Source organism: Enterobacter cloacae complex sp. HYC003_NIDB (assembly GCF_056673375.1).
Genome location: NZ_CP114220.1, coordinates 4427861 through 4454426 on the forward strand (window position 1 = coordinate 4427861; position 26566 = coordinate 4454426).

Genomic DNA, 26566 nt, shown 5'->3' on the forward strand with positions numbered 1-26566 from the left:
CTTTTGATGGTGGCGGGACGAGGTAAATGAGTGGACTCAGGCAGGAGTTGGGGCTGGCGCAGGGCATTGGCTTACTCTCAACGTCTTTATTAGGCACGGGGGTATTTGCGGTTCCCGCGCTGGCGGCATTGGTTGCCGGCAATAACAGTCTTTGGGCATGGCCGGTGCTGATCGTGCTGGTGTTTCCGGTGGCGATTGTTTTTGCCATACTCGGGCGGCACTTCCCGAGCGCAGGCGGCGTAGCGCATTTTGTCGGCATGGCGTTTGGGCCGCGAATGGAGCGCGTCACCGGCTGGCTATTTTTGTCGGTGATACCCGTTGGCCTTCCGGCAGCCCTGCATATCGCAACCGGCTTCGGACAGGCGCTGTTTGGCTGGCACGATGAACAGCTGCTGCTGGCTGAACTCGGTACGCTGGCGATTGTCTGGTGGGTAGGCTCACGCGGGGCCAGCTCCAGCGCCAATCTGCAAACGCTGGTCGCCGTGTTAATTGTCGCGCTGATCGTCGCCATCTGGTTTGCGGGTGACATTACCGTGGCGGATATTCCTTTCCCCGCGATTAACGACATCGACCACGCACAGCTTTTCGCTGCACTATCCGTTATGTTCTGGTGTTTCGTCGGTCTGGAGGCGTTCGCTCATCTGGCATCCGAGTTTAAACAGCCCGAGCGTGATTTCCCCCGCGCCCTGATGATTGGCCTGCTGCTGGCGGGTACCGTGTACTGGGCCTGTACCGTACTGGTGCTGCACTTCAACGCGTTCGGTGAAGAGAAAGCCGCCGCCGCGTCGCTGCCGGGCATCGTGGTGCAGCTGTTTGGCGTTAAGGCCCTGTGGGTAGCCTGCGTGATTGGCTATCTCGCCTGCTTTGCCAGCCTCAACATCTATATTCAGAGCTTCGCCCGGCTGGTGTGGTCTCAGGCACTTTATAAACCGGATAGCCCCCTCTCACGCCTGTCAAAGCGTCAGCTTCCGGTGAATGCGCTGAATACCGTACTGGGCTGCTGCGTGGTGAGTTCCCTGGCCATTTATCTCCTCGACATCAACCTTGACGCGCTGATTGTCTACGCCAACGGTATTTTCATCATGATTTACCTGCTGTGCATGCTGGCGGGCTGTCGGCTACTGAAAGGACGCTTTAAGGCGCTGGCGGCTGTCGGGTGTGTCCTGTGCCTGATGCTGCTGGCGATGGTGGGATGGAAGAGTGTGTACGCCATCGTCATGCTGGCGGGGCTGTGGGTGTTTTTACCGAAGCGGCAAAAGCCGCAGGCCCGGTGAGCGAGCGCCACCGGGGCACAAACTCACCGATCGTCTTTATGATCTAATCGGTCGCGCTGCTCATCCTTACGCTGATATTCCCCTTCAAAGGTATCCCCCGGGCCGGTGCTGAAACCACCGCCTGGCATACGGCTGAAACGCAGGTGCGGCAGCAGCTTCATGGTCAGATGCTTCTGCACCGGCGGCAACAGCAACAGCAGGCCGAGGAAGTCGGTGAAGAAACCAGGCAGGATCAGCAGCAGGCCAGCAATAATCAGCGACACGCTTTTGATCATCTCGGCTGCCGGGCTTTCGCCTGCGGCCATCTTCTGCTGCATTAACAGGAAATTTTTGAAACCCTGATTGCGCACCAGCGACATGCCGATGACGGAGGTGAAGATCACCAGAATCAGCGTCAGCAGGACGCCCAGCACATGGGCAACCTGAATGAAAATCGAAATCTCAATGTAAACATAAAGAAAGAAAGCAATAAATGGTATCCAGCGCACTGGCATCTCCTGTGTGGCAGGTGCCTTCAGGCCCCTGACTGAATGTATTCGCGAAGCGCGTAGATAAGAAATGGTGACGGTTAGCCAAAATTCAATCGGTTTGCACGGATATTTTTTCTGGAAATATTAAAGCGGTGACATATTTCACAGATTAATAATTATCATGAAATCGGGTCGATAATAAGTGATCCAGCTTACGGCAATTCGCTATCATCAGCATATGATCTCGAACATCTGGCCGATTGAGGGAATAATCGTCGGTCATAAAATATTCAAAACCACATATATACTGTGTGTTTAGTACAATCCATCGGCAGCTTGAAAAGAAGGTTCACATGTTAAACAACATTCGTATCGAAGAAGATTTGTTGGGTACCAGGGAAGTTCCAGCGGATGCCTACTATGGTGTTCACACTCTGAGAGCGATTGAAAACTTCTACATCAGCAACAGCAAAATCAGCGACATCCCTGAATTTGTGCGTGGCATGGTGATGGTAAAAAAAGCCGCGGCTCTGGCGAACAAAGAGCTGCAAACCATTCCTAAAAGCGCTGCAAATGCGATTATCGCCGCGTGCGATGAGGTGCTGAACAACGGCAAATGCATGGATCAGTTCCCGGTCGACGTCTATCAGGGCGGCGCGGGCACCTCCGTCAACATGAACACCAATGAAGTGCTGGCAAACATCGGCCTGGAGCTGATGGGTCATCAGAAAGGTGAATACCAGTACCTGAACCCGAACGATCACGTTAACAAATGTCAGTCCACCAACGACGCCTACCCAACCGGCTTCCGCATCGCGGTGTATGCCTCTATCGTCAAACTGGTCGACGCGATTAATCAGCTGGGCGATGGCTTCCAGCGTAAAGCCGTAGAGTTCCAGGACATCCTGAAAATGGGCCGTACCCAGTTGCAGGACGCGGTGCCAATGACCCTCGGACAGGAATTCCACGCGTTTAACGTGCTGCTGAATGAAGAGACGAAAAACCTGCTGCGCACGTCCGAACTGTTGCTGGAAGTTAACCTGGGCGCAACCGCCATCGGTACACGCCTGAACACGCCAGATGGCTATCAGCAGCTGGCGGTACAGAAGCTGGCTGAAGTGTCCAACCTGCCGGTTGTGCCTGCGGAAGACCTGATTGAAGCTACCTCAGACTGCGGCGCCTATGTGATGGTACACAGCGCCCTGAAACGTCTGGCGGTGAAACTGTCCAAAATCTGTAACGACCTGCGCCTGCTCTCCTCCGGTCCGCGCGCTGGCCTGAATGAAATCAACCTGCCAGAGTTGCAGGCGGGTTCATCCATCATGCCAGCTAAAGTGAACCCGGTGGTGCCAGAAGTGGTGAACCAGGTTTGCTTCAAGGTTATTGGTAACGATACGACCGTCACCATGGCATCCGAAGCCGGTCAGCTCCAGCTGAACGTGATGGAGCCGGTGATTGGCCAGGCAATGTTTGAATCTATCCATATTCTGACCAACGCCTGCTACAACCTGCTGGAAAAATGCATCAACGGCATCACCGCGAATAAAGAAGTGTGTGAAGGCTACGTCTATAACTCCATCGGCATCGTCACCTACCTCAACCCGTTCATCGGCCACCACAACGGCGATATCGTCGGGAAGATTTGTGCCGAAACCGGTAAGAGCGTGCGTGAGGTTGTTCTCGAGCGAGGATTGTTGACCGAAGCCGAACTGGACGATATCTTCTCCGCCCAGAACCTGATGCACCCGGCATATAAAGCGAAACGATATACCGATGAAAGCGAACAGTAACCGTTCAGGCTAAGCTTCCGAAAGGCACGTCACTTGTGACGTGCCTTTTTTCTTTATGGGCGTTACCAAAACACAACAATTCAATATCAACTTGTTAATGAGCAAGGCAGGTCTTTATGTTTGGAGCAGAACTCGTCATCGTCCTGTTGGCGATTTATTTGGGCGCACGACTCGGGGGTATCGGCATCGGTTTTGCCGGCGGTCTCGGGGTGCTTGTACTTACCCTGATCTTTCAGATTAAACCCGGCGCAATCCCTTTTGACGTTATCGAAATCATCATGGCGGTTATTGCTGCTATCGCGGCTATGCAGGTCGCAGGCGGTATGGACTACCTGGTGAGCCTGGCGGAGCGAATGCTGCGTCGCCATCCGAAATACATCACCTTCCTTGCCCCACTGGTGACCTGGTTTATGACCATTCTCGCCGGTACCGGCCACACCGCTTTCTCCACGCTGCCGGTAATCACCGAAGTGGCGAAAGAGCAGGGTATTCGCCCGTCTCGCCCTCTTTCTATTGCCGTGGTCGCCTCCCAGATTGCGATTACCGCCTCGCCTATTTCCGCGGCGGTAGTCTTCTTCGCGGGTATCCTTGAGCCGATGGGCGTAAGCTACCTGACGCTGCTGGCAATCTGTATTCCGGTCACGCTGATTGCGGTAATGATCACTGCCGTACTGTGTAACTTCCTCGGTGCCGAGCTGAAAGACGATCCGGTTTACCAGGAGCGTCTGGCAAAAGGTGAAGTGAGCCTGCGCGGTAGCCAGGTCTTCGAGCTGAAGCCGCATGCAAAACGCTCCGTGCTGCTGTTCCTGATTGGTATCGTCGCCGTGATGTTCTACGCGACCGCCATCAGCGATACGGTAGGTCTGATCCAGAACCCGGTTCTGCCGCGTAACGAAGCCATTGTGGTATTTATGCTGACCATCGCGACGCTGATCAGCATCACCTGTAAAATCGACACCAGCGAAGTGCTGAACGCCAGCACCTTCAAATCCGGCATGAGCGCCTGCGTGTGCGTGCTGGGCGTGGCGTGGCTCGGTGATACCTTTGTGAAAGCGCACATTAGCGATATCCAGACCGTTGCAGGCGACCTGCTGCACAACTATCCGTGGCTGCTGGCGGTAGTGCTGTTCTTTGCCGCGACGTTGCTGTACTCCCAGGCTGCGACCACCAAAGCGCTGATGCCTGCGGCACTAATGCTGGGCGTGACGCCGCTGACGGCGATTGCCTCTTTTGCAGCGGTTTCCGCCCTGTTCGTTCTGCCCACCTACCCAACCCTGCTGGCCGCGGTTGAGATGGATGACACCGGCTCAACCCGTATTGGTAAATACGTGTTTAACCACGCGTTCCTGATCCCGGGCGTGGTGGCGATTACGCTCTGCGTAATCCTCGGCTTTATCATCGGCGGCATTGTGCTGTAAACGATTAGCCGTTGTAAAAATAGTTAAAATCGGGCCGCTCTGCGGCCCGTTTCATTAATGACCAACCGCCTTGCGTGATATAGTGAAGACTTTCGTGATGAGGAGGTCGACTTGTGAACACGCCTGATGCTGTTGTTGTACTGTGCACCGCCCCTGATGAAGCTTCTGCCCAGGATCTGGCCGCCAAAGTGTTGGCCGAAAAACTGGCTGCCTGTGTCACACTTCTTCCCGGCGCCACCTCCCTTTATTACTGGGAAGGTAAGCTGGAGCAAGAGTACGAAGTCCAGATGTTGCTCAAAACCAACCTGACAAACCAGCAGGCGCTCCTCGACTGCCTCAAGTCTCATCATCCATACCAAACCCCGGAGCTGCTGGTTCTGCCAGTGGTCCACGGCGATAACGATTATCTCTCATGGCTCAACGCTTCATTACGCTGATCCTGCTGCTGTGCAGCACGTCAGCTTTTGCCGGATTGTTTGACGCACCCGGCCGTTCGAACTTTATTCCTGCCGACCAGGCGTTCGTTTTCGACTTTCAGCAAAACCAGCACGATCTCAGTCTCACCTGGCAGGTGAAAGAGGGTTACTACCTCTATCGCAAGCAGGTCAGCATCACGCCGGCAAAGGCGAACGTCGGCGCATTGCAGATGCCCGCTGGCGAGTGGCACGAGGACGAGTTCTACGGTAAGAGTGAAATTTATCGCCAGCGCTTAAGCGTGCCCGTCACGGTGAATCAGGCGGATAAAGGCGCCACATTAACGGTCACCTATCAGGGCTGCGCCGATGCGGGCTTCTGCTATCCCCCTGAAACAAAGGTCGTTCCGCTTAGCGAAGTGAAAGCGGCGGCCTCCCCTCTCCCCTCAGGGGAGAGGGCCAGGGTGAGGGGTGAAGGCGAAGCCGCTTCAGACCTTCCGTTCTCAGCGCTTTGGGCGTTATTGATTGGTATCGGCATCGCCTTTACGCCCTGCGTACTGCCCATGTACCCGCTTATCTCTGGCATCGTGCTGGGCGGTAAACAACGCCTTTCCACTACCCGCGCGCTGTTGCTGGCCTTTATCTATGTGCAGGGCATGGCGTTAACCTATACGGCGCTCGGCCTCGTGGTCGCTGCTGCCGGATTGCAGTTCCAGGCCGCCCTTCAGCACCCTTATGTGCTTATCGGTCTGTCAGCGGTGTTTATTCTGCTGGCGCTGTCGATGTTTGGCCTGTTCACCCTGCAACTGCCTTCTTCCCTGCAAACCCGTCTGACGCTGATGAGCAACCGTCAGCAGGGTGGCTCTGCGGGCGGCGTGTTCGCCATGGGTACCATCGCCGGGCTGATTTGCTCCCCCTGCACCACCGCGCCGCTGAGCGCCATCCTGTTATATATTGCCCAGAGCGGCAACCTGTGGCTCGGCGGCGGCACGCTGTACCTCTACGCGCTCGGCATGGGCCTGCCGCTGATCCTGGTGACGGTGTTTGGCAATCGTCTGTTGCCGAAGAGCGGACCGTGGATGGAGACGGTGAAAACCGCGTTTGGTTTTGTCATTCTGGCGCTACCGGTATTCCTGCTGGAGCGCATCACTGGTGATGTGTGGGGTACACGTCTGTGGGCGATGCTCGGCGTGGCCTTCTTCAGTTGGGCGTTTATCGTGAGTCTGGGGGCGAAGAAACCGTGGATGCGCCTGCTACAGATCCTTCTGCTGGCGGCCGCGCTGGTGAGCGTCCGTCCACTCCAGGACTGGGCGTTTGGCACCCCGGCAGGTCAAACGCAGGCTCATCTGAATTTTATACAGATTAAGAACGTGGATGACCTTAACCGCGCCCTGGCGCAGGCGAAAGGCAAACCGGTCATGCTCGATCTCTACGCCGACTGGTGCGTGGCCTGCAAAGAGTTTGAAAAATACACCTTCAGCGATCCGCAGGTACAACATGCGCTGAGCGATACCGTTCTGCTCCAGGCGAACGTTACCGCCAACAGCGCGCAGGATAAGGCTCTACTGAAGCAACTTAATGTGCTCGGGCTGCCTACCATCCTGTTCTTCAATGAACAGGGGGAAGAACAGCCGACGCAGCGTGTAACCGGGTTTATGGACGCGACGACATTCAACGCGCATTTGCGCAATCGCCAACCGTAAACAACACTTTAGACGGGACAAACCGTTGGGAATAGCGGAGGAGATAACCGTGCAACGCGAAGACGTACTGGGACAAGCCCTGCAATTGCTTGAGATTCAAGGGATCGCCAGCACCACGCTTGAGATGGTCGCCGACCGTATCGATTACCCTCTGGATGAACTTAAGCGCTTCTGGCCGGATAAAGAGGCGCTGCTGTACGATGCCCTGCGCTATCTCAGCCAGCAGGTGGATATCTGGCGCAGGCAGCTGATGCTGAATGAAGAGCTGACCACCGAGCAAAAGCTGCTGGCGCGCTATACCGCACTGACGGAGTGTGTAACCAACAACCGTTACCCAGGCTGTCTGTTTATTGCCGCCTGCACCTACTATCCGGATCCCGGGCACCCCATCCATCAACTGGCAGATCAGCAAAAACGTGCCGCGCACGAGTTCACACACGAGCTGCTGACCACGCTTGAAGTGGATGACCCGGCAATGGTCGCGAAGCAGATGGAGCTGGTGCTGGAAGGTTGCCTGAGCCGCATGCTGGTGAACCGTAGCCAGGCGGATGTGGATACAGCGCACCGTCTGGCGGAAGATATTTTGCGGTTTGCGCAGTGTCGTATGGGTGGTGCACTGACCTAAGCCAGCATTCCCGTCCAGGCGGAAATAAACAAGCACAGCGCCATCGCGCGCTGAAATCGCACCATCGCCACGGTGGTGCGGAAAATCCGGTTCACCGCCTTCCCCAGCCACGCCCAGCACAACAAACAAGCCACGGAGATCGCCAGAAACCATAGCGCCATCAGCGCAACATCCCGAAATGCATGGTCGCTTGCCGGAGCAAACAGGCTGACAACTGCCAGCGCCATCATCCACGTTTTTGGGTTTACAACCTGTAATAACGCCGCCGCCCGCGCGGTAAACCGGACATGGCGTCTGGAGGAGAGATTCGCGGCCGGGGCGCTAAACAGCTGCCAGCTCATCCAGGAAAGCCACAGCACGCCCGCCCAGCTCATTACCTGACGTATCAGCGGATACTGGCGTAACACTTCTCCTGCCCCTGCGCCTGAAACCAGAACAATAGCGCTGGCGGCAATACACCCGCCCAGGATCGCAGGAAACGTATTTTTTACGCCAAAGTGCTGACTGTTAGCCAGTACCAGAATATTGGTTGGCCCCGGTGTAATCGAGGCGACAAATGCAAACAGCAGGAAGGGTAATAAATTCACAGGTGACTCCTTTTTTATTAGAGCCACGAATGTGCCGTTATTTTCTGGAAACGTCTGGAAGGTTTGTGCACAACCGACGGTAGTGTGCCGGAGAAATACGGTATGCCCGCTGGAACCAGCGACCAAGATGGCTTTGATCGGCAAAACCCACTACCGCCGCAACATCAACAGGCAGTTCCCCACACGCCAGCATCTGTCGGGCCTTTGCCAGGCGCAGCTGGATAAGCCAGGCGTGCGGTGCCAGGTGAAATTCGCGCTTAAAACAGCGGGTGAGCGTAAAGCGATCTGTACCCGTCTCACGGGCAAGGTCTGACAGCCCCACGTTCTCGCCGATATGCGCATAGAGATAGTCGCGGGCACGATGCGCCACGGCGGAGCTTTGTAGCTGAGACGGGAGTTTCTTCCGCCATTGGCAGTGGGCAGTGATCTGAGAGAGCAGGTTATCCATTGTGCTCTGTTGGACGATCTTCATTTCATCGTTATGCAACGAGGCAAATGTATCACCGATAGCGCGCACCAACTGAGGCTCTCGCGTCAGCGTTTGGGCAAAGTGGAGGGTGTAGCTCCCGGGAGTAGAGTCGTACAGCCCTTGAAGCGTACGGGTGAGCCAGTGTTCATCCAGATAAAAGGTCAGATAAGTAAAGCCCCCCTCTATCGGCGCATCACCGTCATGGATCTCCCCGGGCTCAAGTAAAAAAGCATCGCCCGGCTGGCTACGGTGGCGTTCACGGCGACAGTGGAACTGCTGCGTGCCGGAAAGGGTTATTCCGACCAGATAGCTATCATGCCAGTGGGGATCAAAGGCATGTCCTTCGAAATGCGCCTTAATTGTCTCAATACCTGTTTCTGCATGCTGACGCAGCTCAAGCCAGTCGTTTGCCATACTGCCCTCCTCTTACCGTCAGCATTGTCACATCTTGCCTGAACTGTCTGGAAGATTTGTGCAATTCCAGGGCACAAACGGACAGATTGCCGCAAACTTAAGCAGTTGAACAGCTTTTCCCGAAATAATGTTGACGATCGCGCGCGATTGCGGTTTAATGCGCTCCGTTGCCCGGATAGCTCAGTCGGTAGAGCAGGGGATTGAAAATCCCCGTGTCCTTGGTTCGATTCCGAGTCCGGGCACCACTATTTAAAGAACCCAGCCTATGGCTGGGTTTTTGCTTTTCTGTATCCGCTACGCATTGAATTTTCCCTTCTGTCAGGTAATAGTGATTTTTTCCCCTGACAATGAAAATGATATGACCTTATCTGCTTTAAAAGTCGGGTCACTGCTCCTGCTGATGATCCTGTTTTATACCGGCCTGTTCACGAGCGATCGCGTCACCTGGCTGATGGAGGTGACGCCCGTCATTATCATCATCCCACTTCTGCTTGCCACGCACCGGCGATACCCCCTGACTCCCCTTCTCTATACCCTGGTTTTCTTCCACGCCATCATTCTGATGGTTGGTGGTATGTACACCTATGCAAAGGTTCCGGTTGGTTTTGAGGTTCAGGAGATGCTCGGGCTTAGCCGAAATCCGTATGACAAGCTCGGTCACTTCTTCCAGGGGCTGGTTCCCGCACTGGCAGCGCGAGAAATTCTGCTGCGCGGTGGGTATGTGCGTGGACATAAGATGACGGGATTTCTGGTGTGCTGTGTTGCTCTGGCCATTAGCGCCACCTATGAACTCATTGAGTGGTGGGCAGCTTTGGCAATGGGACAGGGTGCGGATGATTTTCTGGGGACGCAGGGCGATCCATGGGATACCCAGTCAGATATGTTTTGCGCGCTGCTTGGTGCGTTAACGACGGTGCTGATCCTTGGGCGTTTCCATCAGCGGCAATTGCTTCGTTTGAATGTTTGTCAGGGATAGTACGCTCTGAGTTGCCGGGTGGCGGCTTCGCCTTGCCCGGCCTGCCGTTTTTCGACGTACAAACGCAAAAAGGCCATCCTTCCGGATGGCCTCTTCACTTAATTGATGCCTGGCAGTTCCCTACTCTCACATGGGGAGACCCCACACTACCATCGGCGCTACGGCGTTTCACTTCTGAGTTCGGCATGGGGTCAGGTGGGACCACCGCGCTAAAGCCGCCAGGCAAATTCTGTTAAATCTGTATCAAAGCTGAAATTTGATTGTCTGTCTCTTCGCCAAAACACCTTCGGCGTTGTAAGGTTAAGCCTCACGGTTCATTAGTATCGGTTAGCTCAACGCATCGCTGCGCTTACACACCCGACCTATCAACGTCGTCGTCTTCAACGTTCCTTCAGGAGACTTAAAGTCTCAGGGAGAACTCATCTCGGGGCAAGTTTCGTGCTTAGATGCTTTCAGCACTTATCTCTTCCGCATTTAGCTACCGGGCAATGCCATTGGCATGACAACCCGAACACCAGTGATGCGTCCACTCCGGTCCTCTCGTACTAGGAGCAGCCCCCCTCAATTCTCCAGCGCCCACGGCAGATAGGGACCGAACTGTCTCACGACGTTCTAAACCCAGCTCGCGTACCACTTTAAATGGCGAACAGCCATACCCTTGGGACCTACTTCAGCCCCAGGATGTGATGAGCCGACATCGAGGTGCCAAACACCGCCGTCGATATGAACTCTTGGGCGGTATCAGCCTGTTATCCCCGGAGTACCTTTTATCCGTTGAGCGATGGCCCTTCCATTCAGAACCACCGGATCACTATGACCTGCTTTCGCACCTGCTCGCGCCGTCACGCTCGCAGTCAAGCTGGCTTATGCCATTGCACTAACCTCCTGATGTCCGACCAGGATTAGCCAACCTTCGTGCTCCTCCGTTACTCTTTGGGAGGAGACCGCCCCAGTCAAACTACCCACCAGACACTGTCCGCAACCCGGATTACGGGTCTACGTTAGAACACCAGCCATTAAAGGGTGGTATTTCAAGGTTGGCTCCACGCAGACTGGCGTCCACGCTTCAAAGCCTCCCACCTATCCTACACATCAAGGACCAGTGTTCAGTGTCAAGCTATAGTAAAGGTTCACGGGGTCTTTCCGTCTTGCCGCGGGTACACTGCATCTTCACAGCGAGTTCAATTTCACTGAGTCTCGGGTGGAGACAGCCTGGCCATCATTACGCCATTCGTGCAGGTCGGAACTTACCCGACAAGGAATTTCGCTACCTTAGGACCGTTATAGTTACGGCCGCCGTTTACCGGGGCTTCGATCAAGAGCTTCGCGTTGCCGCTAACCCCATCAATTAACCTTCCGGCACCGGGCAGGCGTCACACCGTATACGTCCACTTTCGTGTTTGCACAGTGCTGTGTTTTTAATAAACAGTTGCAGCCAGCTGGTATCTTCGACTGATTTCAGCTCCGCCCGCAGGGGCTTCACCTACACATCAGCGTGCCTTCTCCCGAAGTTACGGCACCATTTTGCCTAGTTCCTTCACCCGAGTTCTCTCAAGCGCCTTGGTATTCTCTACCTGACCACCTGTGTCGGTTTGGGGTACGATTTCGTGTTACCTGATGCTTAGAGGCTTTTCCTGGAAGCAGGGCATTTATCACTTCAGCACCGTAGTGCCTCGTCATCACACCTCAGCGTTAATAAGGTACCGGATTTACCTGGAACCTCCGCCTACATGCTTAAACCGGGACAACCGTCGCCCGGCTGACATAGCCTTCTCCGTCCCCCCTTCGCAGTAACACCAAGTACAGGAATATTAACCTGTTTCCCATCGACTACGCCTTTCGGCCTCGCCTTAGGGGTCGACTCACCCTGCCCCGATTAACGTTGGACAGGAACCCTTGGTCTTCCGGCGAGCGGGCTTTTCACCCGCTTTATCGTTACTTATGTCAGCATTCGCACTTCTGATACCTCCAGCATGCCTCACAGCACACCTTCAACGGCTTACAGAACGCTCCCCTACCCAACAACACATAGTGTCGCTGCCGCAGCTTCGGTGCATGGTTTAGCCCCGTTACATCTTCCGCGCAGGCCGACTCGACCAGTGAGCTATTACGCTTTCTTTAAATGATGGCTGCTTCTAAGCCAACATCCTGGCTGTCTGTGCCTTCCCACATCGTTTCCCACTTAACCATGACTTTGGGACCTTAGCTGGCGGTCTGGGTTGTTTCCCTCTTCACGACGGACGTTAGCACCCGCCGTGTGTCTCCCGTGATAACATTCTTCGGTATTCGTAGTTTGCATCGGGTTGGTAAGCCGGGATGGCCCCCTAGCCGAAACAGTGCTCTACCCCCGAAGATGAGTTCACGAGGCGCTACCTAAATAGCTTTCGGGGAGAACCAGCTATCTCCCGGTTTGATTGGCCTTTCACCCCCAGCCACAGGTCATCCGCTAATTTTTCAACATTAGTCGGTTCGGTCCTCCAGTTAGTGTTACCCAACCTTCAACCTGCCCATGGCTAGATCACCGGGTTTCGGGTCTATACCCTGCAACTTAACGCCCAGTTAAGACTCGGTTTCCCTTCGGCTCCCCTATACGGTTAACCTTGCTACAGAATATAAGTCGCTGACCCATTATACAAAAGGTACGCAGTCACCCCATAAAGAGGCTCCCACTGCTTGTACGTACACGGTTTCAGGTTCTTTTTCACTCCCCTCGCCGGGGTTCTTTTCGCCTTTCCCTCACGGTACTGGTTCACTATCGGTCAGTCAGGAGTATTTAGCCTTGGAGGATGGTCCCCCCATATTCAGACAGGATACCACGTGTCCCGCCCTACTCTTCGAGTTCACAGCATGTGCATTTTCGTGTACGGGACTATCACCCTGTACCGTCGGACTTTCCAGACCGTTCCACTAACACACAAGCTGATTCAGACTCCGGGCTGCTCCCCGTTCGCTCGCCGCTACTGGGGGAATCTCGGTTGATTTCTTTTCCTCGGGGTACTTAGATGTTTCAGTTCCCCCGGTTCGCCTCGTTAACCTATGTATTCAGTTAACGATAGTGCAACGGATTGCACTGGGTTTCCCCATTCGGACATCGCCGGGTCAAAGGTTCATATCACCTCGCCGGCGCTTTTCGCAGATTAGCACGTCCTTCATCGCCTCTGACTGCCAGGGCATCCACCGTGTACGCTTAGTCGCTTAACCTCACAACCCGAAGATGTTTCACTTCTGATTGCGAAAATTTGAGAGACTCGAACACACATGAGCTGTGTGTCGTTTCAATTTTCAGCTTGATCCAGATTTTTAAAGAGCAAATATCTCAAACATGACTCGCAAGTCAGTTTTGAGATATGACGGCAGGTGACTTTCACTCACGAACCAGCAAGTGGCGTCCCCTAGGGGATTCGAACCCCTGTTACCGCCGTGAAAGGGCGGTGTCCTGGGCCTCTAGACGAAGGGGACGTACAGTCTCAATCGCAAGACGCCTTGCTATTTACTTTTCATCAGACAATCTGTGTGAGCACTACAAAGGCAGGTTCTTTAAGGTAAGGAGGTGATCCAACCGCAGGTTCCCCTACGGTTACCTTGTTACGACTTCACCCCAGTCATGAATCACAAAGTGGTAAGCGCCCTCCCGAAGGTTAAGCTACCTACTTCTTTTGCAACCCACTCCCATGGTGTGACGGGCGGTGTGTACAAGGCCCGGGAACGTATTCACCGTGGCATTCTGATCCACGATTACTAGCGATTCCGACTTCATGGAGTCGAGTTGCAGACTCCAATCCGGACTACGACGCACTTTATGAGGTCCGCTTGCTCTCGCGAGGTCGCTTCTCTTTGTATGCGCCATTGTAGCACGTGTGTAGCCCTACTCGTAAGGGCCATGATGACTTGACGTCATCCCCACCTTCCTCCAGTTTATCACTGGCAGTCTCCTTTGAGTTCCCGGCCGGACCGCTGGCAACAAAGGATAAGGGTTGCGCTCGTTGCGGGACTTAACCCAACATTTCACAACACGAGCTGACGACAGCCATGCAGCACCTGTCTCAGAGTTCCCGAAGGCACCAATCCATCTCTGGAAAGTTCTCTGGATGTCAAGAGTAGGTAAGGTTCTTCGCGTTGCATCGAATTAAACCACATGCTCCACCGCTTGTGCGGGCCCCCGTCAATTCATTTGAGTTTTAACCTTGCGGCCGTACTCCCCAGGCGGTCGACTTAACGCGTTAGCTCCGGAAGCCACGCCTCAAGGGCACAACCTCCAAGTCGACATCGTTTACGGCGTGGACTACCAGGGTATCTAATCCTGTTTGCTCCCCACGCTTTCGCACCTGAGCGTCAGTCTTTGTCCAGGGGGCCGCCTTCGCCACCGGTATTCCTCCAGATCTCTACGCATTTCACCGCTACACCTGGAATTCTACCCCCCTCTACAAGACTCTAGCCTGCCAGTTTCGAATGCAGTTCCCAGGTTGAGCCCGGGGATTTCACATCCGACTTGACAGACCGCCTGCGTGCGCTTTACGCCCAGTAATTCCGATTAACGCTTGCACCCTCCGTATTACCGCGGCTGCTGGCACGGAGTTAGCCGGTGCTTCTTCTGCGGGTAACGTCAATTGCTGAGGTTATTAACCTCAACACCTTCCTCCCCGCTGAAAGTACTTTACAACCCGAAGGCCTTCTTCATACACGCGGCATGGCTGCATCAGGCTTGCGCCCATTGTGCAATATTCCCCACTGCTGCCTCCCGTAGGAGTCTGGACCGTGTCTCAGTTCCAGTGTGGCTGGTCATCCTCTCAGACCAGCTAGGGATCGTCGCCTAGGTGAGCCGTTACCCCACCTACTAGCTAATCCCATCTGGGCACATCCGATGGCAAGAGGCCCGAAGGTCCCCCTCTTTGGTCTTGCGACGTTATGCGGTATTAGCTACCGTTTCCAGTAGTTATCCCCCTCCATCAGGCAGTTTCCCAGACATTACTCACCCGTCCGCCACTCGTCAGCAAAGCAGCAAGCTGCTTCCTGTTACCGTTCGACTTGCATGTGTTAGGCCTGCCGCCAGCGTTCAATCTGAGCCATGATCAAACTCTTCAATTTAAAAGTTTGATGCTCAATGAATTAAACTTCGTAATGAATTACGTGTTCACTCGTTGAGACTTGGTATTCATTTAGTGTCCGAGGACATTAAGAATCCATGTCACTTTGAGTGCCCACACAGATTGTCTGATAAATTGTTAAAGAGCAGTTGCGACGCGCTTCAGCGCTCTGTCGCGAGGTGGCGTATATTACGCTTTCCTCTTTCAGAGTCAACCCGTTATTTCAGGATTTTTTCTCTTCAACCGACCGGGTTATCTGTGAAGTGATTCACATCCGCCGTGTCGATGGAGGCGCATTATAGGGAGTTCTCCGCAGGCCGCAACCGCTAAATGACAGAAAAATGACTGACTGCTGCATTCCACAGCAAAACCCCGCCTTATACCTTTTTACGCACAGACTTATCCACAATCTATTGACGATCCCGGTGTGATCCAGCGATTTGAACACTATACTAGCGGCAGATATTTCTCTCGCGGGCCAACCTCATGACGACACAACGACTTCAACGTGACTGGCGTACCCCAACCGCCGGGCTCGCCATGCTGGTGTTACTTATGGCAGGTTTTGCACTGCATACGCACTGGAATGCTTTTATTCAGTGGTGCCTCGCCACCCAGATCACCCTGCACCGATATCTGGTGATGTATCTGCTGCAACTTAATAATCATCAGTACAGCGGTGGGCTATGGTTGTTAACCGGTGCGTTTCTTTATGGTGTACTCCATGCCGTTGGACCTGGGCACGGCAAATTTATCGTTACCACGTATCTCACCACCAATAAAGAGAGCCAGCTCGCGGCGCGCGTCGTACCGTTTATCGGTAGCATGATGCAGGGCGTCAGCGCGATCGTCTTTGTCTTTATCCTGGCGGTTGGATTGAACCTCGCGTCAGGAGATATCAGCACCAGCCGTTGGTACGTCGAAAAAATCAGCGCCGTGCTGATTGCCGTCTTCGGTGCGTTTATCATTTATCAGGCGCTCAGCAGCCTGCGTCCGCGCAAAATGGCGATTAGCGCCATCAAGCCGCTTCACCAGCATAATGAACGCTGTGGCTGCGGCCATCACGGCGTAGGGGTGGATCTGACTAAAAGCGACTGGAAAACCCGTCTGGGCGTGGTGCTGGCCATTGGCGCACGCCCGTGCAGCGGGGCAATTATGATCCTGATGTTCTCGAATGCGCTCGGTATTATTAGCTGGGGGATTGCTGCTGTGATGACAATGTCGCTGGGCACGGCGCTGTCGATTATGGGGCTGTCGCTGGCAGTACGTTACGCTCGTGAACGCACAGTAGCCTGGTTTGGCGGCGGCACGTCCCTGAACTGGGTAATGCCGATGGTCAAAATTGCCGGAGGGATTGTTCTGATACTGTTCGCGACGATCCTGTTCCTGACGGTGATCCCCGTCAGCGCCGGCGGCGACTATATTGCCGCAGGATGCTAATAAAAGAAAACCCGCCAGCGGCGGGTTTTTTTATCACTCGTTAATTCGCGGATGCTGATCGACAAGGCGAGAGCGTTTTGTCTGGAGCGCCTCAATCTCTGCGTCAATATCTTCAATCTTCTGCTCTACATTATCGTAGTGCTCACGCAGGATCTCTTTCGCTTCCTGAATATCAGACGCCGCAGGCGTTGCCCCTTTCAACGGACGATTCGCCGTCTCCTTCATGGTAATACCGGTAATCAGGCCGATCACCGCAATGACCATCAGATAGTAAGCAGGCATCATCAGGTTCTGCGTGCTCTCCACCAGTGAAGCAGCAAGCGTCGGCGTCAGGCCCGCAATCAGAACGGAGATATTAAAGGCTGCCGCCAGCGCACTGTAGCGAATATGCGTCGGGAACATTGCCGGCAGCGTAGAAGCCATCACCCCGATGAAGCAGTTGAGGATCACCGCCAGCATCAGCAGACCGGCGAAAATCAGCCCCAGCACATTGCTGTTAATCAGAATAAAGGCCGGGATTGCCAGTGCGAACAGGGCGACGCTGCCGAGAATAATGAATGGCTTACGGCCAAAGCGGTCGCTCAGCAGACCCATAATCGGCTGCACAAACAGCATACCCACCATGATGGCGATAATAATCAGCACACCGTGGTCTTCCGAGTAGTGCAGGTTATGCGACAGGTAGCTCGGCATGTAGGTCAACAGCATGTAATAGGTCACGTTGGTGGAAATCACCAGACCAATACAGGTCAGCAGGCTGCGCCAGTGTTTGGTCGCAATCTCCTTGAACGACACTTTCGGGCCATCCTGTAACCCTTCACGGTCACCCTGCTCCAGCTTTTCAACGTGCTGCTGGAACGCAGGCGTCTCTTCCAGGGCGTGACGCAGATAAAGCCCAATGATGCCCAGCGGCAGCGCCAGGAAGAACGGAATACGCCAGCCCCAGTCAAGGAAGTTCTCTTCACCCACTACGGTTGAGATCAGAACCACAACCCCCGCGCCCATGACAAAACCGGCAATCGAACCAAAGTCCAGCCAGCTGCCCATAAAGCCACGTTTACGGTCCGGAGAATATTCAGCGACAAAAATCGATGCGCCGGTATATTCGCCACCAACGGAGAAGCCCTGCGCCATCTTACAGATCAACAGCAGAATCGGCGCCCATATACCAATAGTTGCATACGACGGAATAAGGCCGATACAGAATGTACTTATCGACATGATGACAATGGTAATAGCCAGGATCTTCTGGCGACCATATTTATCACCCAGCATGCCGAAGAAAAGGCCACCGAGAGGACGAATCAGGAAGGGAACGGAGAACGTACCCAGCGCAGCAATCATCTGCAAGCTGGGATCGGCACCAGGGAAGAACACTTTACCAAGTGCATAGGCCACAAAGCCGTAAACACCAAAATCGAACCACTCCATCGCATTACCGAGCGAGGCCGCTGTAATCGCTTTGCGCAGTTTCGCGTCATCAATAATGGTGACATCGCGCAGCGTGATGGGTTTTACTTTTTTCCTTCTAAGCATAGCTTTCCTCGTAGACTCAGCCCTGTCCGTTTCACAGCGCATTTTGCAAGCTGTGAACCAGAGACCCGCTCCATGCGAATCTCCTTATTCAAGCGTAGCAGGTTTACTTACATTGACGTTTTACCTCAATACAACCGAACCTGTTGACGCCTGTCTGGGCAGTTAAAGACCTTTTTACCCTACCAGCGTTTATATATGTGATCAACTTCACACATATTTTTCCTGTTCGTAAGCTGCCTTCAGCTTTTGTCAATTCATGATAAATAAGGTCATTCTAAACCCCCTTATCAAACAGATCTTAACGCCCGTTATTATTCCTCCCCAAACAAAATGCAAGCACATTTCTTCACAGCGAATTTACACAAAATTCAATTATTAACAGTGGGCAATCCTGTTTACATTCAATATGTGACGAAGATAACTAAAACATCGTTTTATTTTCGTTGAATCACAATTCCAAAGATCGCATGATAAATCCGAACACGATATCCCAGCAGCTTTCAAATGAAGGAATGCTGAACACCTGAATTTCGCTCTACAGCATAAATAACGAATCGATTGGCCCCAAAAAAGGCAATCGTTTGAATTTGTTGATCTATTTTTTGAGCTTTCCGCCAGCCATGCGGACGAGATGTGAGGGTTAATGATGAAGATTAAAGCAACAATAGAACGCATCCCGGGCGGGATGATGCTGGTCCCGCTGGTACTTGGCGCGATATTAAATACGCTAGCCCCGAATACCGGTGCTTATTTTGGCGGTTTTACAAAAGGTATGATTACCGGAACGGTACCGATTCTGGCAGTCTGGTTCTTTTGCATCGGCGCATCTATTAACTTGCGTGCAACAGGTACGGTATTACGTAAATCAGGGACGCTGGTCATTACTAAAATTGCGGTCGCCTGGGTTGTTGCCATGATCTGTGCAATGTTCATTCCGGAGAATGGAATTCAGACCGGCTTCTTCGCCGGATTATCCGTTCTGGCCATAGTCTCAGCAATGGATATGACCAACGGCGGTCTCTATGCCAGCCTGATGAATCAATATGGCACCAAAGAAGAATCGGGCGCGTTCGTGCTGATGTCCCTGGAGTCGGGTCCGCTGATGACGATGTTGATTCTGGGTTCTGCCGGCCTTGCCTCTTTTGAACCACACCATTTTGTCGGGGCGATCCTGCCGTTCCTGATTGGTTTTGCGCTGGGCAACCTCGATCACGATCTGCGTGATTTCTTCAGCAAAGCCACCCCGGTACTGATCCCGTTCTTCGGCTTCGCGTTGGGCAATACCATCAACCTGAACGTGATTCTGGAAACCGGCCTGCTGGGCATTGTGCTGGGTGTTGCCGTCATCGTCATCACGGGTATTCCACTGATTATTGCAGACCGCGTCATCGGGGGCGGCAACGGAACCGCGGGCGTGGCCGCCTCTTCGGCCGCAGGCGCTGCGGTAGCCAACCCGGTGATTATCGCCCAGATTAACCCGGCCTTTGAACCCGTGGCCGCTTCCGCCACGGCTCTGGTTGCCGCCAGCGTGATTGTGACGGCAATTCTGGTCCCTGTCATCACGGCACTGTATGCCAGACGCTTTGGGCATGTGCCTGAGTCCCGGACAGAACCTGAAGCGGTAGAAATGCACCACTAACCCTTTCGCCCCCTCCTTAAAAAGAGGGGGCAATCACGTACCAAATATCTCTTCCACCATGCCATCCACCAGCCGTTTTGCCGAACAGAGTCTCGGCATCCCCAGCGCGACCGTTTGCCAGCTCTGCGTCACTGACCAGCTCACCGGATGTTTATCCGCCTGACACCAGTCCCCCAGCCAGCCCAGCATATCTTTATAATCAATCAGACCGGGAGAAGCGGGCGTCGTCAGCCACTGATGGTAAAAATGCCGGGTGGTGGGAGAAGCATTAATTCCCTGTGCCAGATAGTTTGCGGCCATGCTGCGCAAATTATCTTTCAGCATGGCCGCCACATCGCTATTCGCCAGACGACAGGCATCGCCAAACGCCCCCCAGCGCAACTCTTCCAGCACGATAAAGCAGCGGCCAGCCAGCGACCAGCCGTCATACTGCCCGGCTCGCCAGCGGGTAAAAATTTGCTCGCTGTGCTCACCCGCCTGTACCGTCAGGCCGCGCTGCGCGAGCGCTTTCTCTTTATAGGCGGCACGCTGGTTGAAATGTGCGGAGAGCTCCTCGTACTGTTGCAACAATCCGGGCGGTTGAGGGAGGCGTGGATTCACCTGCTGGCGCAGGGCTACCAGCCTGTCGGACATACGGGTCAGCGCAAGGTGCCCGGGGTCGAGCATACCGGCCAGTTTCTCCGCCAGACCCAGCCGCAGCGCTGCATTTTCGTTGAGCATTCCCGCCATTGCCCACGGCCGCAGCCGGGTCTGCGTAATGATCTCCTGCGTCAAACGCTCACGAAATTGCAGTTGCTGTGGCCCCAGGAGGGAGTGACGTGCAGCATCCGCCCCCTGGACCAAATCGACCATAAATTTTGGATGAATACACTCCAGCGTCCGCCCGGGACCGTCCAGTAGCTGTGTTGTCATGGTTGCTCTGCCGCGAATAAGATTTGAATATCATCGCGTAACAGTCGGGTATCTTCCTGAATCCACGCCGCAGTAGTCATACTTTGCTTCAACAACTGGCTAAGCGCCCGGGTTGAATGTTCATTCTGCTGCCGCACGGCAAGGCTATCACGCAAGCTTTCCTGTAACCCGGTCAGGCACAACGAAAACTCTGCAAAGAACGTTGCCATACCTGCCGTAACAGAGACATCGACCTGCGCGGCCAAAGCTTTACGTATTTGATCGCAAAACTGATCGATATGTTGCGTAAATTTGCCATGAAGCTGAACGATGTCGATGACATAGCGTGTGCGCGTCACGACATACTCTTCCCAGCCCCAGCCGGGATTATTGAGCCAGCGCGAGACGGTATTACGTACGCTGCCTGCCCCTGCTGGCTGACTGGCGGGAGGGGTGTCCTGCACAATGGCATCATTAAATAAGCCGCGCGTATTGAAATTAAGCTGGTTTGCCTGAAACGCCGGGAAGCTAATCCGCGCCCGAAATCCGGCATGACTGAGCTGCTCCTTAATTCGCGTCTCGATGGGTCGCATCGCCTCATTCAACGATCGGGCGAGCGTAGACTCCAGCTGATCGAAGCGTAACGCCAGCTCCCGGCCAATTCTGCTCTGCGCATTCAGCATAATCTGCTCGCATGACGATCGGATCTTGCTCAGGACAATCTGCGCCTGCCCTTCATCGTCAAGCACCAGCTGCTGGATCGCATCCGCGTCGTCTGCACGCAAACTGGATGGCTCGCGCCCTGCTAAATCAAGAATAGACGGGCGGCTAAAAATGTCGCCCAGCGCCTGGTGAAGTTCCCCTTTCTGGCGAAGCAGGAATGCATCCGTTGCGTTAAGCGCCTCTTCAACTTCATGCTGGACCTCATCGCTCACCACGCTCTGCCGCTGACGCAGCATCGTCATATCCTCTTCCAGGCGCGCAATATTCAGCTCCAGCTCATCAAAAGCGACCGTCAGTCCCTGATGGCGAAAATCCAGGTATTCTCTGGCATTTTGCGCATAGTTCAGCAGCTTATGCGATGCCGACCGCAAAGCGAACAGCGAGGCGTTGGCGTAAGCCGCGTAAATCAGTTTGCGGATGGGCTGTTCGAACAGCGAATCCTCCCACAGCAGATCCGCCGCATGGCGAATATGGTCAATATCGTCCAGGTCGGCCGTTCGCCAGCGGCGGCCCAGCGCGGCCTCGGCAAAATCCTGTACCCAACGCTGATCCTGATGATCGGGAAGGCGCCCATGAACGTTCATCTCATAGCGGGCGCGGTTTGCCAGATAGGCCCACATGGAAGAGACCGGATAAATTTGCCCCGGAGAAATATTTCCTTTCATCAGCGTGCCGGAAATCATCGCCCGCACCTGCTCTTCATCGTCGCTGTTACGATCTTTCTGATCGAATTTGTTGACCAGGGCGTAAAGCGGCACGGATTTGCCGGCAGCCGAAATTGCCTGACGAACCTCCGCATCAGAAATAGATTTAAGCTGTGTATAGTCCATCACCGCCAGCACGGCGGAGGCGCGCGCCAGCTGCTCGCTGAGCATTTTTTGCAGGTGCGGCTGACCGGCCTCGTTCGGCCCCGGCGTGTCGAGCAGCGTCAGTTGCCCCAGGTGCGCATCCAGACCGGCGAGATGCACAAACTCCACCTCAATCACCGGAATATGTTCTATCGCGGCATACTCAGAGAACGGAAACTCCACGCCCAGCGCCTGAGACAGCCGCACCAGATCGTTCAGGCTTTTCAGACAATGAAAGATGGGCTCCGCGCCCAGGTGATGTTTTTCAAACGCCTCACCTCTTTCTATGCGCTCCAGCAGCGTATTCATGTCCTTGTCGATTTCCAGACGCCGCGCCAGCTTGCCGCGATCTTTATCGCACAGTTTTTTCTGCAACTGGGTAATCAGGGTATCGATGGGCGAAACGTGCAAAAAATGCAGCACCGGCTCCTTCTGGCCCGGCGTATGGCGGATCAGCGTGGGAAGTGCCGTCATCGGACGATTGCGGTTCGGCAGCACTTCCGTGCCCACAATCGCATTAATGGTGGTCGATTTTCCCGCTTTCATGGTACCCACAATCGCCAGCACCATTTCGAGGCGGGTTATTTTGCGTAATTCGTTATTCAGCATCGCCTGCTGAGCGTCGACACCCCGTGCGCTAAAATGTAACGGCAAAACGTTGTTATTAACGCCGCTCATCGCAGCGGCTGTGCTATCCAGCTTTGCAATCGGCATAGATTTTAATGAATCAAGATTGTTCAGAGCGAGCTGTAACAATCGTTCAGCTTCCTGGCTTAATTCAAATATGGTCTGTGTGTGCATGATAAAAGCCTTCCCTTAACGCAAATTTATTACTTTTATTAAGCCACGATGTTTTAATTATACTTTTCAGGCTTATATGATCACGTATGGAAAACATGTTCATTTAATACAACTAACTGAAGATAATGAGAATTTAAAAACCACCCTCGTAATACGTGTAAAACATCCCCTGGCCAGAAAGCCAAAAGTGAATAGACAAAACGCATTTTCAGGAAACATCAGGATATATCATCGTTATTTACCCACCAAAAAAGAGAGGTATTCCCTGGCGCCAAAAGATGTATGGCGTCAGAAGAGGATAGATAAATAACGGCTTGTTCCTTCACCTTATCCGAAATGGCACAGCGTAGCAATTTGCTGTAATAAAATATTCGATACATTTAGCATGATTACGATCTCTGCCGTTCAGGGATTAAGCTTCCCTTAATTCACTGACAGTTCGTGTCATCGCTTGCGCATTTATGCGCTATTTTTATAAAACAATATCACCGACAAAAGTGGGGATTTGCGTTATACTCGCTGCCTTTTTCGGCACACTGCCGTCATTTAGCTGGCGTTTTCCAGCGTGTTAACACTTTTGAGGATACCAACATGCAACTTCCACACTGCCCGAAATGCAATTCTGAATACACCTATGAAGACAATGGCATGTTCGTTTGCCCGGAATGCGCCCATGAATGGAACGATGCGGAGCCTGCACAGGACAGCGATGCGCTGATCGTGAAAGACGCAAACGGCAACCTGCTGGCAGACGGCGACAGCGTTACCGTTGTGAAAGATCTGAAGGTAAAAGGCAGTTCCTCCATGCTGAAGATCGGCACTAAAGTCAAAAATATCCGTCTGGTTGAAGGCGATCATAATATCGACTGCAAAATTGACGGCTTCGGTCCGATGAAACTGAAATCTGAGTTCGTGAAAAAGAACTGATTGTCCCGCCCGGTGACGCTTCGCTTACCGGGCGTTCGGGAACTACACTTAACGGGCTTTTCTTACGTGAGGTAAAGATTATGCCGTTAAGTCCCTACATCTCTTTCGCCGGCAACTGTGCGGAGGCGACCGCCTTCTATCAGCAGGCCATCGGCGCAGAACTCCTCTACAAAATCACCTTCGGCGAAATGCCCAAAGACGAAAACAGCGAAGAAGGCTGTCCGTCAGGCATGAACTTCCCGGATACCGCCATCGCCCACTCTAATGTCCGCATTGCCGGCAGCGATATCATGATGAGCGATGGTCTGCCACCCGGTAGCAGCACGCAGTACGCCGGATTTACGCTGGTGCTCGACACGCAGGACGTGGATGAAGGCAAACGCTGGTTCGACAACCTCTCTGATGGTGGCAATGTCGAAATGGCCTGGCAGGAGACTTTCTGGGCGCACGGATTCGGGAAAGTCACCGATAAATACGGCGTGCCGTGGATGATTAACGTCGTTAAATCGTAGGCCACATAAGCGCAGCGCATCCGGCAACAGCGCCCGGAGACGCTGCGCTGACCGGGCCTGCGGTGATTGTCATCAAACTCCCCTCAACTCTTCAAACTCCCGCAACCAACACTTAACCTGAATGTCATATTGATGCGCCAGCATGAGGCCACATTTATCGTGAGGCCCGGCACATGCAAACTGTCATTCGCGTCGAGAAACTGAGCAAAACCTTCCATCACAACAAGGCGCTGCATGCCGTTGATCTGACCGTCCAGCAGGGCGAAATGGTGGCGCTGTTGGGGCCGTCTGGTTCAGGTAAATCAACCCTTCTTCGTCACTTGAGCGGCCTGATTACCTGTGACAAAACGCCGGAAAGCCGCGTCGAACTGTTGGGGAACACCGTGCAACATGCGGGGCGTCTGGCGAGCGATATTCGCAAAAGCCGCGCTCAGACGGGCTATATCTTTCAGCAGTTCAACCTGGTGAACCGCCTGACCGTGCTCGAGAACGTGCTGATAGGCGCGCTCGGCAGCACCCCGTTCTGGCGCACCTGCCTGCGCTGGTTCCCCCCATCCCAGAAGCAAGAAGCCTTACAGGCGCTGACCCGCGTCGGCATGGCGCATTTCGCCCACCAGCGCGTCTCCACGCTCTCCGGCGGACAGCAGCAGCGCGTCGCCATCGCCCGCGCCCTGATGCAGAAAGCCAAAATCATTCTGGCCGATGAACCTATCGCCTCGCTGGACCCGGAATCGGCCCGCATCGTGATGGAAACCCTGCGCGACATCAATCAGAACGACGGCATCACCGTGGTGGTGACGCTGCATCAGGTGGATTACGCCCTGCGCTACTGCGAGCGCATCGTCGCCCTGCGTCAGGGCCATGTGTTCTTCGATGGCGCAAGCCACCAGTTTGATAACGAACGTTTTGATCATCTCTACCGCAGCGTAAACCGCGTCGAAGAGCGCGCGCAGGCTGCTTAACGTCCCCATAACGAGGAATGGACATGAACTACAAAGCCGTTGCCGCGCTGGCCTTCACCAGCATGTTCAGCATCAGCACCCTGCTAAGCCCTGCTTACGCTGAGGAACAGGAAAAAGCGCTGAACTTTGGCATCATTTCAACGGAATCACAGCAAAACCTGAAGCCGCAGTGGGAACCGTTCCTGAAAGATATGGAAACCAAACTGGGGATCAAAGTAAACGCCTTCTTCGCCCCGGACTACGCGGGCATCATTCAGGGAATGCGCTTCAACAAAGTCGACATCGCCTGGTATGGCAACCTCTCTGCTATGGAAGCGGTAGATCGCGCGAACGGCCAGGTCTTCGCCCAGACCGTTGCGGCAGACGGCTCCCCGGGCTACTGGAGCGTGCTGATCGTTAACAAAGACAGCCCAATCAACAATCTCAACGACATGCTCGCCAAACGCAAAGAGCTGACCTTTGGTAACGGCGACCCGAACTCCACCTCCGGCTTCCTCGTCCCTGGCTACTACGTCTTCGCGAAAAACAACGTCTCCGCCAGCGACTTTAAGCGCACGGTCAACGCCAGCCACGAAACCAACGCCCTGGCCGTGGCGAATAAGCAGGTTGACGTCGCCACCAACAACACTGAAAACCTCGACAAGCTGAAGACCTCCGCGCCGGACAAGCTGAAGGAAATCAAGGTTATCTGGAAATCGCCGCTGATCCCGGGCGACCCGATCGTGTGGCGCAAAAACCTCTCCGAGAGCACCAAGGACAAGGTCTACGACTTCTTTATGAACTACGGCAAAACGCCGGAAGAGAAAGCGGTTCTGGCGCGTCTGGGCTGGGCGCCGTTCCGCGCGTCCAGCGATTTGCAGCTGGTGCCGATTCGCCAGCTGGCGCTGTTCAAGCAGATGCAGGGCGTGAAGGACAACAAGGGTCTGAAGGAAGAAGAGAAGACCAGCAAAGTGTCTGAAATTCAGGCGCAGCTGGACGATCTCGACCGCCTGACCGCCGCGCTCGGTGCCATGACCAGCGTGAATAAAGCGGTGCAGTAACTTACGTCCCCTCTCCCTTGAGGG

19 protein-coding genes, 2 tRNA genes and 3 rRNA genes are annotated in these 26566 nt (G+C 54.1%); 14 read left to right on the top strand and 10 right to left on the bottom strand.

The genetic code is table 11. The features are described from left to right. The first annotated feature begins 26 nt into the window (after positions 1-26). The gene (gene yjeH, locus O1722_RS21220) at positions 27-1274 is read left to right on the top strand and encodes an L-methionine/branched-chain amino acid transporter (protein WP_017383970.1); all 1248 of its coding nucleotides are present in this window, start codon (positions 27-29) and stop codon (positions 1272-1274) included. Between the two features lie 23 nt (positions 1275-1297). Here yjeH and O1722_RS21225 read toward each other — a convergent pair whose 3' ends face one another. Beyond that, the gene (locus O1722_RS21225; protein ID WP_003855925.1) at positions 1298-1762 is read right to left on the bottom strand and encodes an FxsA family protein; all 465 of its coding nucleotides are present in this window, start codon (positions 1760-1762) and stop codon (positions 1298-1300) included. Positions 1763-2097: 335 nt separating this feature from the next. Here O1722_RS21225 and aspA point away from each other — a divergent pair, with 335 nt between their 5' ends. The 5 genes from aspA to O1722_RS21250 all read left to right on the top strand — a co-directional run bounded on the left by aspA (position 2098) and on the right by O1722_RS21250 (position 7693). Then, complete coding sequence (aspA, locus tag O1722_RS21230; protein WP_015572444.1) at positions 2098-3534, top strand: aspartate ammonia-lyase; 1437 nt, start codon at positions 2098-2100, stop codon at positions 3532-3534. A 116-nt stretch (positions 3535-3650) separates the two neighbouring features. Continuing rightward, positions 3651-4952 (top strand): anaerobic C4-dicarboxylate transporter, encoded by a 1302-nt coding sequence (locus O1722_RS21235; protein WP_003855921.1) that lies wholly within the window; start codon positions 3651-3653, stop codon positions 4950-4952. Positions 4953-5065: 113 nt separating this feature from the next. Further along, positions 5066-5389, top strand: coding sequence for a divalent cation tolerance protein CutA (gene cutA / locus O1722_RS21240; protein WP_003855908.1), 324 nt, complete (start codon positions 5066-5068; stop codon positions 5387-5389). Next, complete coding sequence (locus tag O1722_RS21245) at positions 5365-7068, top strand: protein-disulfide reductase DsbD (RefSeq protein ID WP_033487865.1); 1704 nt, start codon at positions 5365-5367, stop codon at positions 7066-7068. Before cutA ends, O1722_RS21245 begins: the two co-directional genes overlap by 25 nt. Positions 7069-7117: 49 nt before the next feature. Further along, on the top strand, positions 7118-7693 hold the full coding sequence (locus O1722_RS21250; protein ID WP_017383972.1) for a transcriptional regulator: 576 nt from the start codon (positions 7118-7120) through the stop codon (positions 7691-7693). On the opposite strand, the gene O1722_RS21255 is transcribed toward O1722_RS21250, so the two are convergent. Together O1722_RS21255 and O1722_RS21260 are read right to left on the bottom strand one after the other, a co-directional pair. Next, the gene (locus tag O1722_RS21255) at positions 7690-8280 is read right to left on the bottom strand and encodes a LysE family translocator (protein ID WP_017694688.1); all 591 of its coding nucleotides are present in this window, start codon (positions 8278-8280) and stop codon (positions 7690-7692) included. The genes O1722_RS21250 and O1722_RS21255 overlap by 4 nt on opposite strands. Positions 8281-8317: 37 nt before the next feature. Continuing rightward, a complete protein-coding gene (locus O1722_RS21260; protein WP_033487864.1) occupies positions 8318-9163 on the bottom strand; it encodes an AraC family transcriptional regulator in 846 nt (281 codons plus the stop codon). A 169-nt stretch (positions 9164-9332) separates the two neighbouring features. Here O1722_RS21260 and O1722_RS21265 point away from each other — a divergent pair. Together O1722_RS21265 and O1722_RS21270 are read left to right on the top strand one after the other, a co-directional pair. After that, a tRNA-Phe gene (locus O1722_RS21265) sits at positions 9333-9408 on the top strand. A 113-nt stretch (positions 9409-9521) separates the two neighbouring features. Continuing rightward, entirely contained in the window at positions 9522-10139 is a 618-nt protein-coding gene (locus O1722_RS21270) for a DUF2238 domain-containing protein (protein WP_032104127.1), read from the top strand. A gap of 107 nt (positions 10140-10246) precedes the next feature. On the opposite strand, the gene rrf is transcribed toward O1722_RS21270, so the two are convergent. From rrf to O1722_RS21290, 4 genes are all read right to left on the bottom strand, one after another. After that, positions 10247-10362 (bottom strand): 5S ribosomal RNA (gene rrf, locus O1722_RS21275). Between the two features lie 73 nt (positions 10363-10435). Further along, positions 10436-13340: ribosomal RNA gene (locus O1722_RS21280) — 23S ribosomal RNA — on the bottom strand. Positions 13341-13522: 182 nt separating this feature from the next. Beyond that, positions 13523-13598 (bottom strand) — tRNA-Glu (locus tag O1722_RS21285). Positions 13599-13682: 84 nt separating this feature from the next. Then, a 16S ribosomal RNA gene (locus O1722_RS21290) occupies positions 13683-15224 on the bottom strand. The 16S, 23S and 5S rRNA genes sit together here with 1 tRNA gene alongside, the layout of an rRNA operon. A 485-nt stretch (positions 15225-15709) precedes the next feature. Here O1722_RS21290 and O1722_RS21295 point away from each other — a divergent pair. Further along, the gene (locus O1722_RS21295) at positions 15710-16663 is read left to right on the top strand and encodes a nickel/cobalt transporter (protein WP_058686555.1); all 954 of its coding nucleotides are present in this window, start codon (positions 15710-15712) and stop codon (positions 16661-16663) included. A gap of 33 nt (positions 16664-16696) precedes the next feature. Here the strand turns inward: O1722_RS21295 and proP are convergent, their stop codons facing one another. Then, positions 16697-18199 (bottom strand): glycine betaine/L-proline transporter ProP, encoded by a 1503-nt coding sequence (proP, locus tag O1722_RS21300; protein WP_015570231.1) that lies wholly within the window; start codon positions 18197-18199, stop codon positions 16697-16699. A gap of 646 nt (positions 18200-18845) precedes the next feature. Here proP and kdgT point away from each other — a divergent pair. Next, entirely contained in the window at positions 18846-19838 is a 993-nt protein-coding gene (gene kdgT / locus O1722_RS21305; protein ID WP_017382657.1) for a 2-keto-3-deoxygluconate transporter, read from the top strand. A gap of 33 nt (positions 19839-19871) precedes the next feature. Here kdgT and O1722_RS21310 read toward each other — a convergent pair whose 3' ends face one another. Both O1722_RS21310 and crfC read right to left on the bottom strand, forming a co-directional pair. Beyond that, on the bottom strand, positions 19872-20750 hold the full coding sequence (locus O1722_RS21310) for a diguanylate cyclase regulator RdcB family protein (protein WP_023295782.1): 879 nt from the start codon (positions 20748-20750) through the stop codon (positions 19872-19874). Beyond that, a complete protein-coding gene (crfC, locus tag O1722_RS21315; protein ID WP_058686554.1) occupies positions 20747-23101 on the bottom strand; it encodes a clamp-binding protein CrfC in 2355 nt (784 codons plus the stop codon). The genes O1722_RS21310 and crfC overlap by 4 nt, the downstream gene beginning before the upstream one ends. Positions 23102-23692: 591 nt before the next feature. On the opposite strand from crfC, the gene O1722_RS21320 reads away from it, so the two are divergent. From O1722_RS21320 to phnD, 4 genes are all read left to right on the top strand, one after another. After that, positions 23693-24028, top strand: a complete 336-nt coding sequence (locus tag O1722_RS21320; protein ID WP_003860206.1) for a zinc ribbon domain-containing protein YjdM — start codon at positions 23693-23695, stop codon at positions 24026-24028. An 80-nt stretch (positions 24029-24108) separates the two neighbouring features. After that, the gene (yjdN, locus tag O1722_RS21325) at positions 24109-24540 is read left to right on the top strand and encodes a VOC family metalloprotein YjdN (protein WP_017694695.1); all 432 of its coding nucleotides are present in this window, start codon (positions 24109-24111) and stop codon (positions 24538-24540) included. 173 nt (positions 24541-24713) lie between these two features. Then, entirely contained in the window at positions 24714-25502 is a 789-nt protein-coding gene (gene phnC, locus O1722_RS21330) for a phosphonate ABC transporter ATP-binding protein (RefSeq protein WP_017694696.1), read from the top strand. Positions 25503-25525: 23 nt separating this feature from the next. After that, positions 25526-26542, top strand: coding sequence for a phosphonate ABC transporter substrate-binding protein (phnD, locus tag O1722_RS21335; protein WP_032652248.1), 1017 nt, complete (start codon positions 25526-25528; stop codon positions 26540-26542). Positions 26543-26566: the final 24 nt, after the last annotated feature.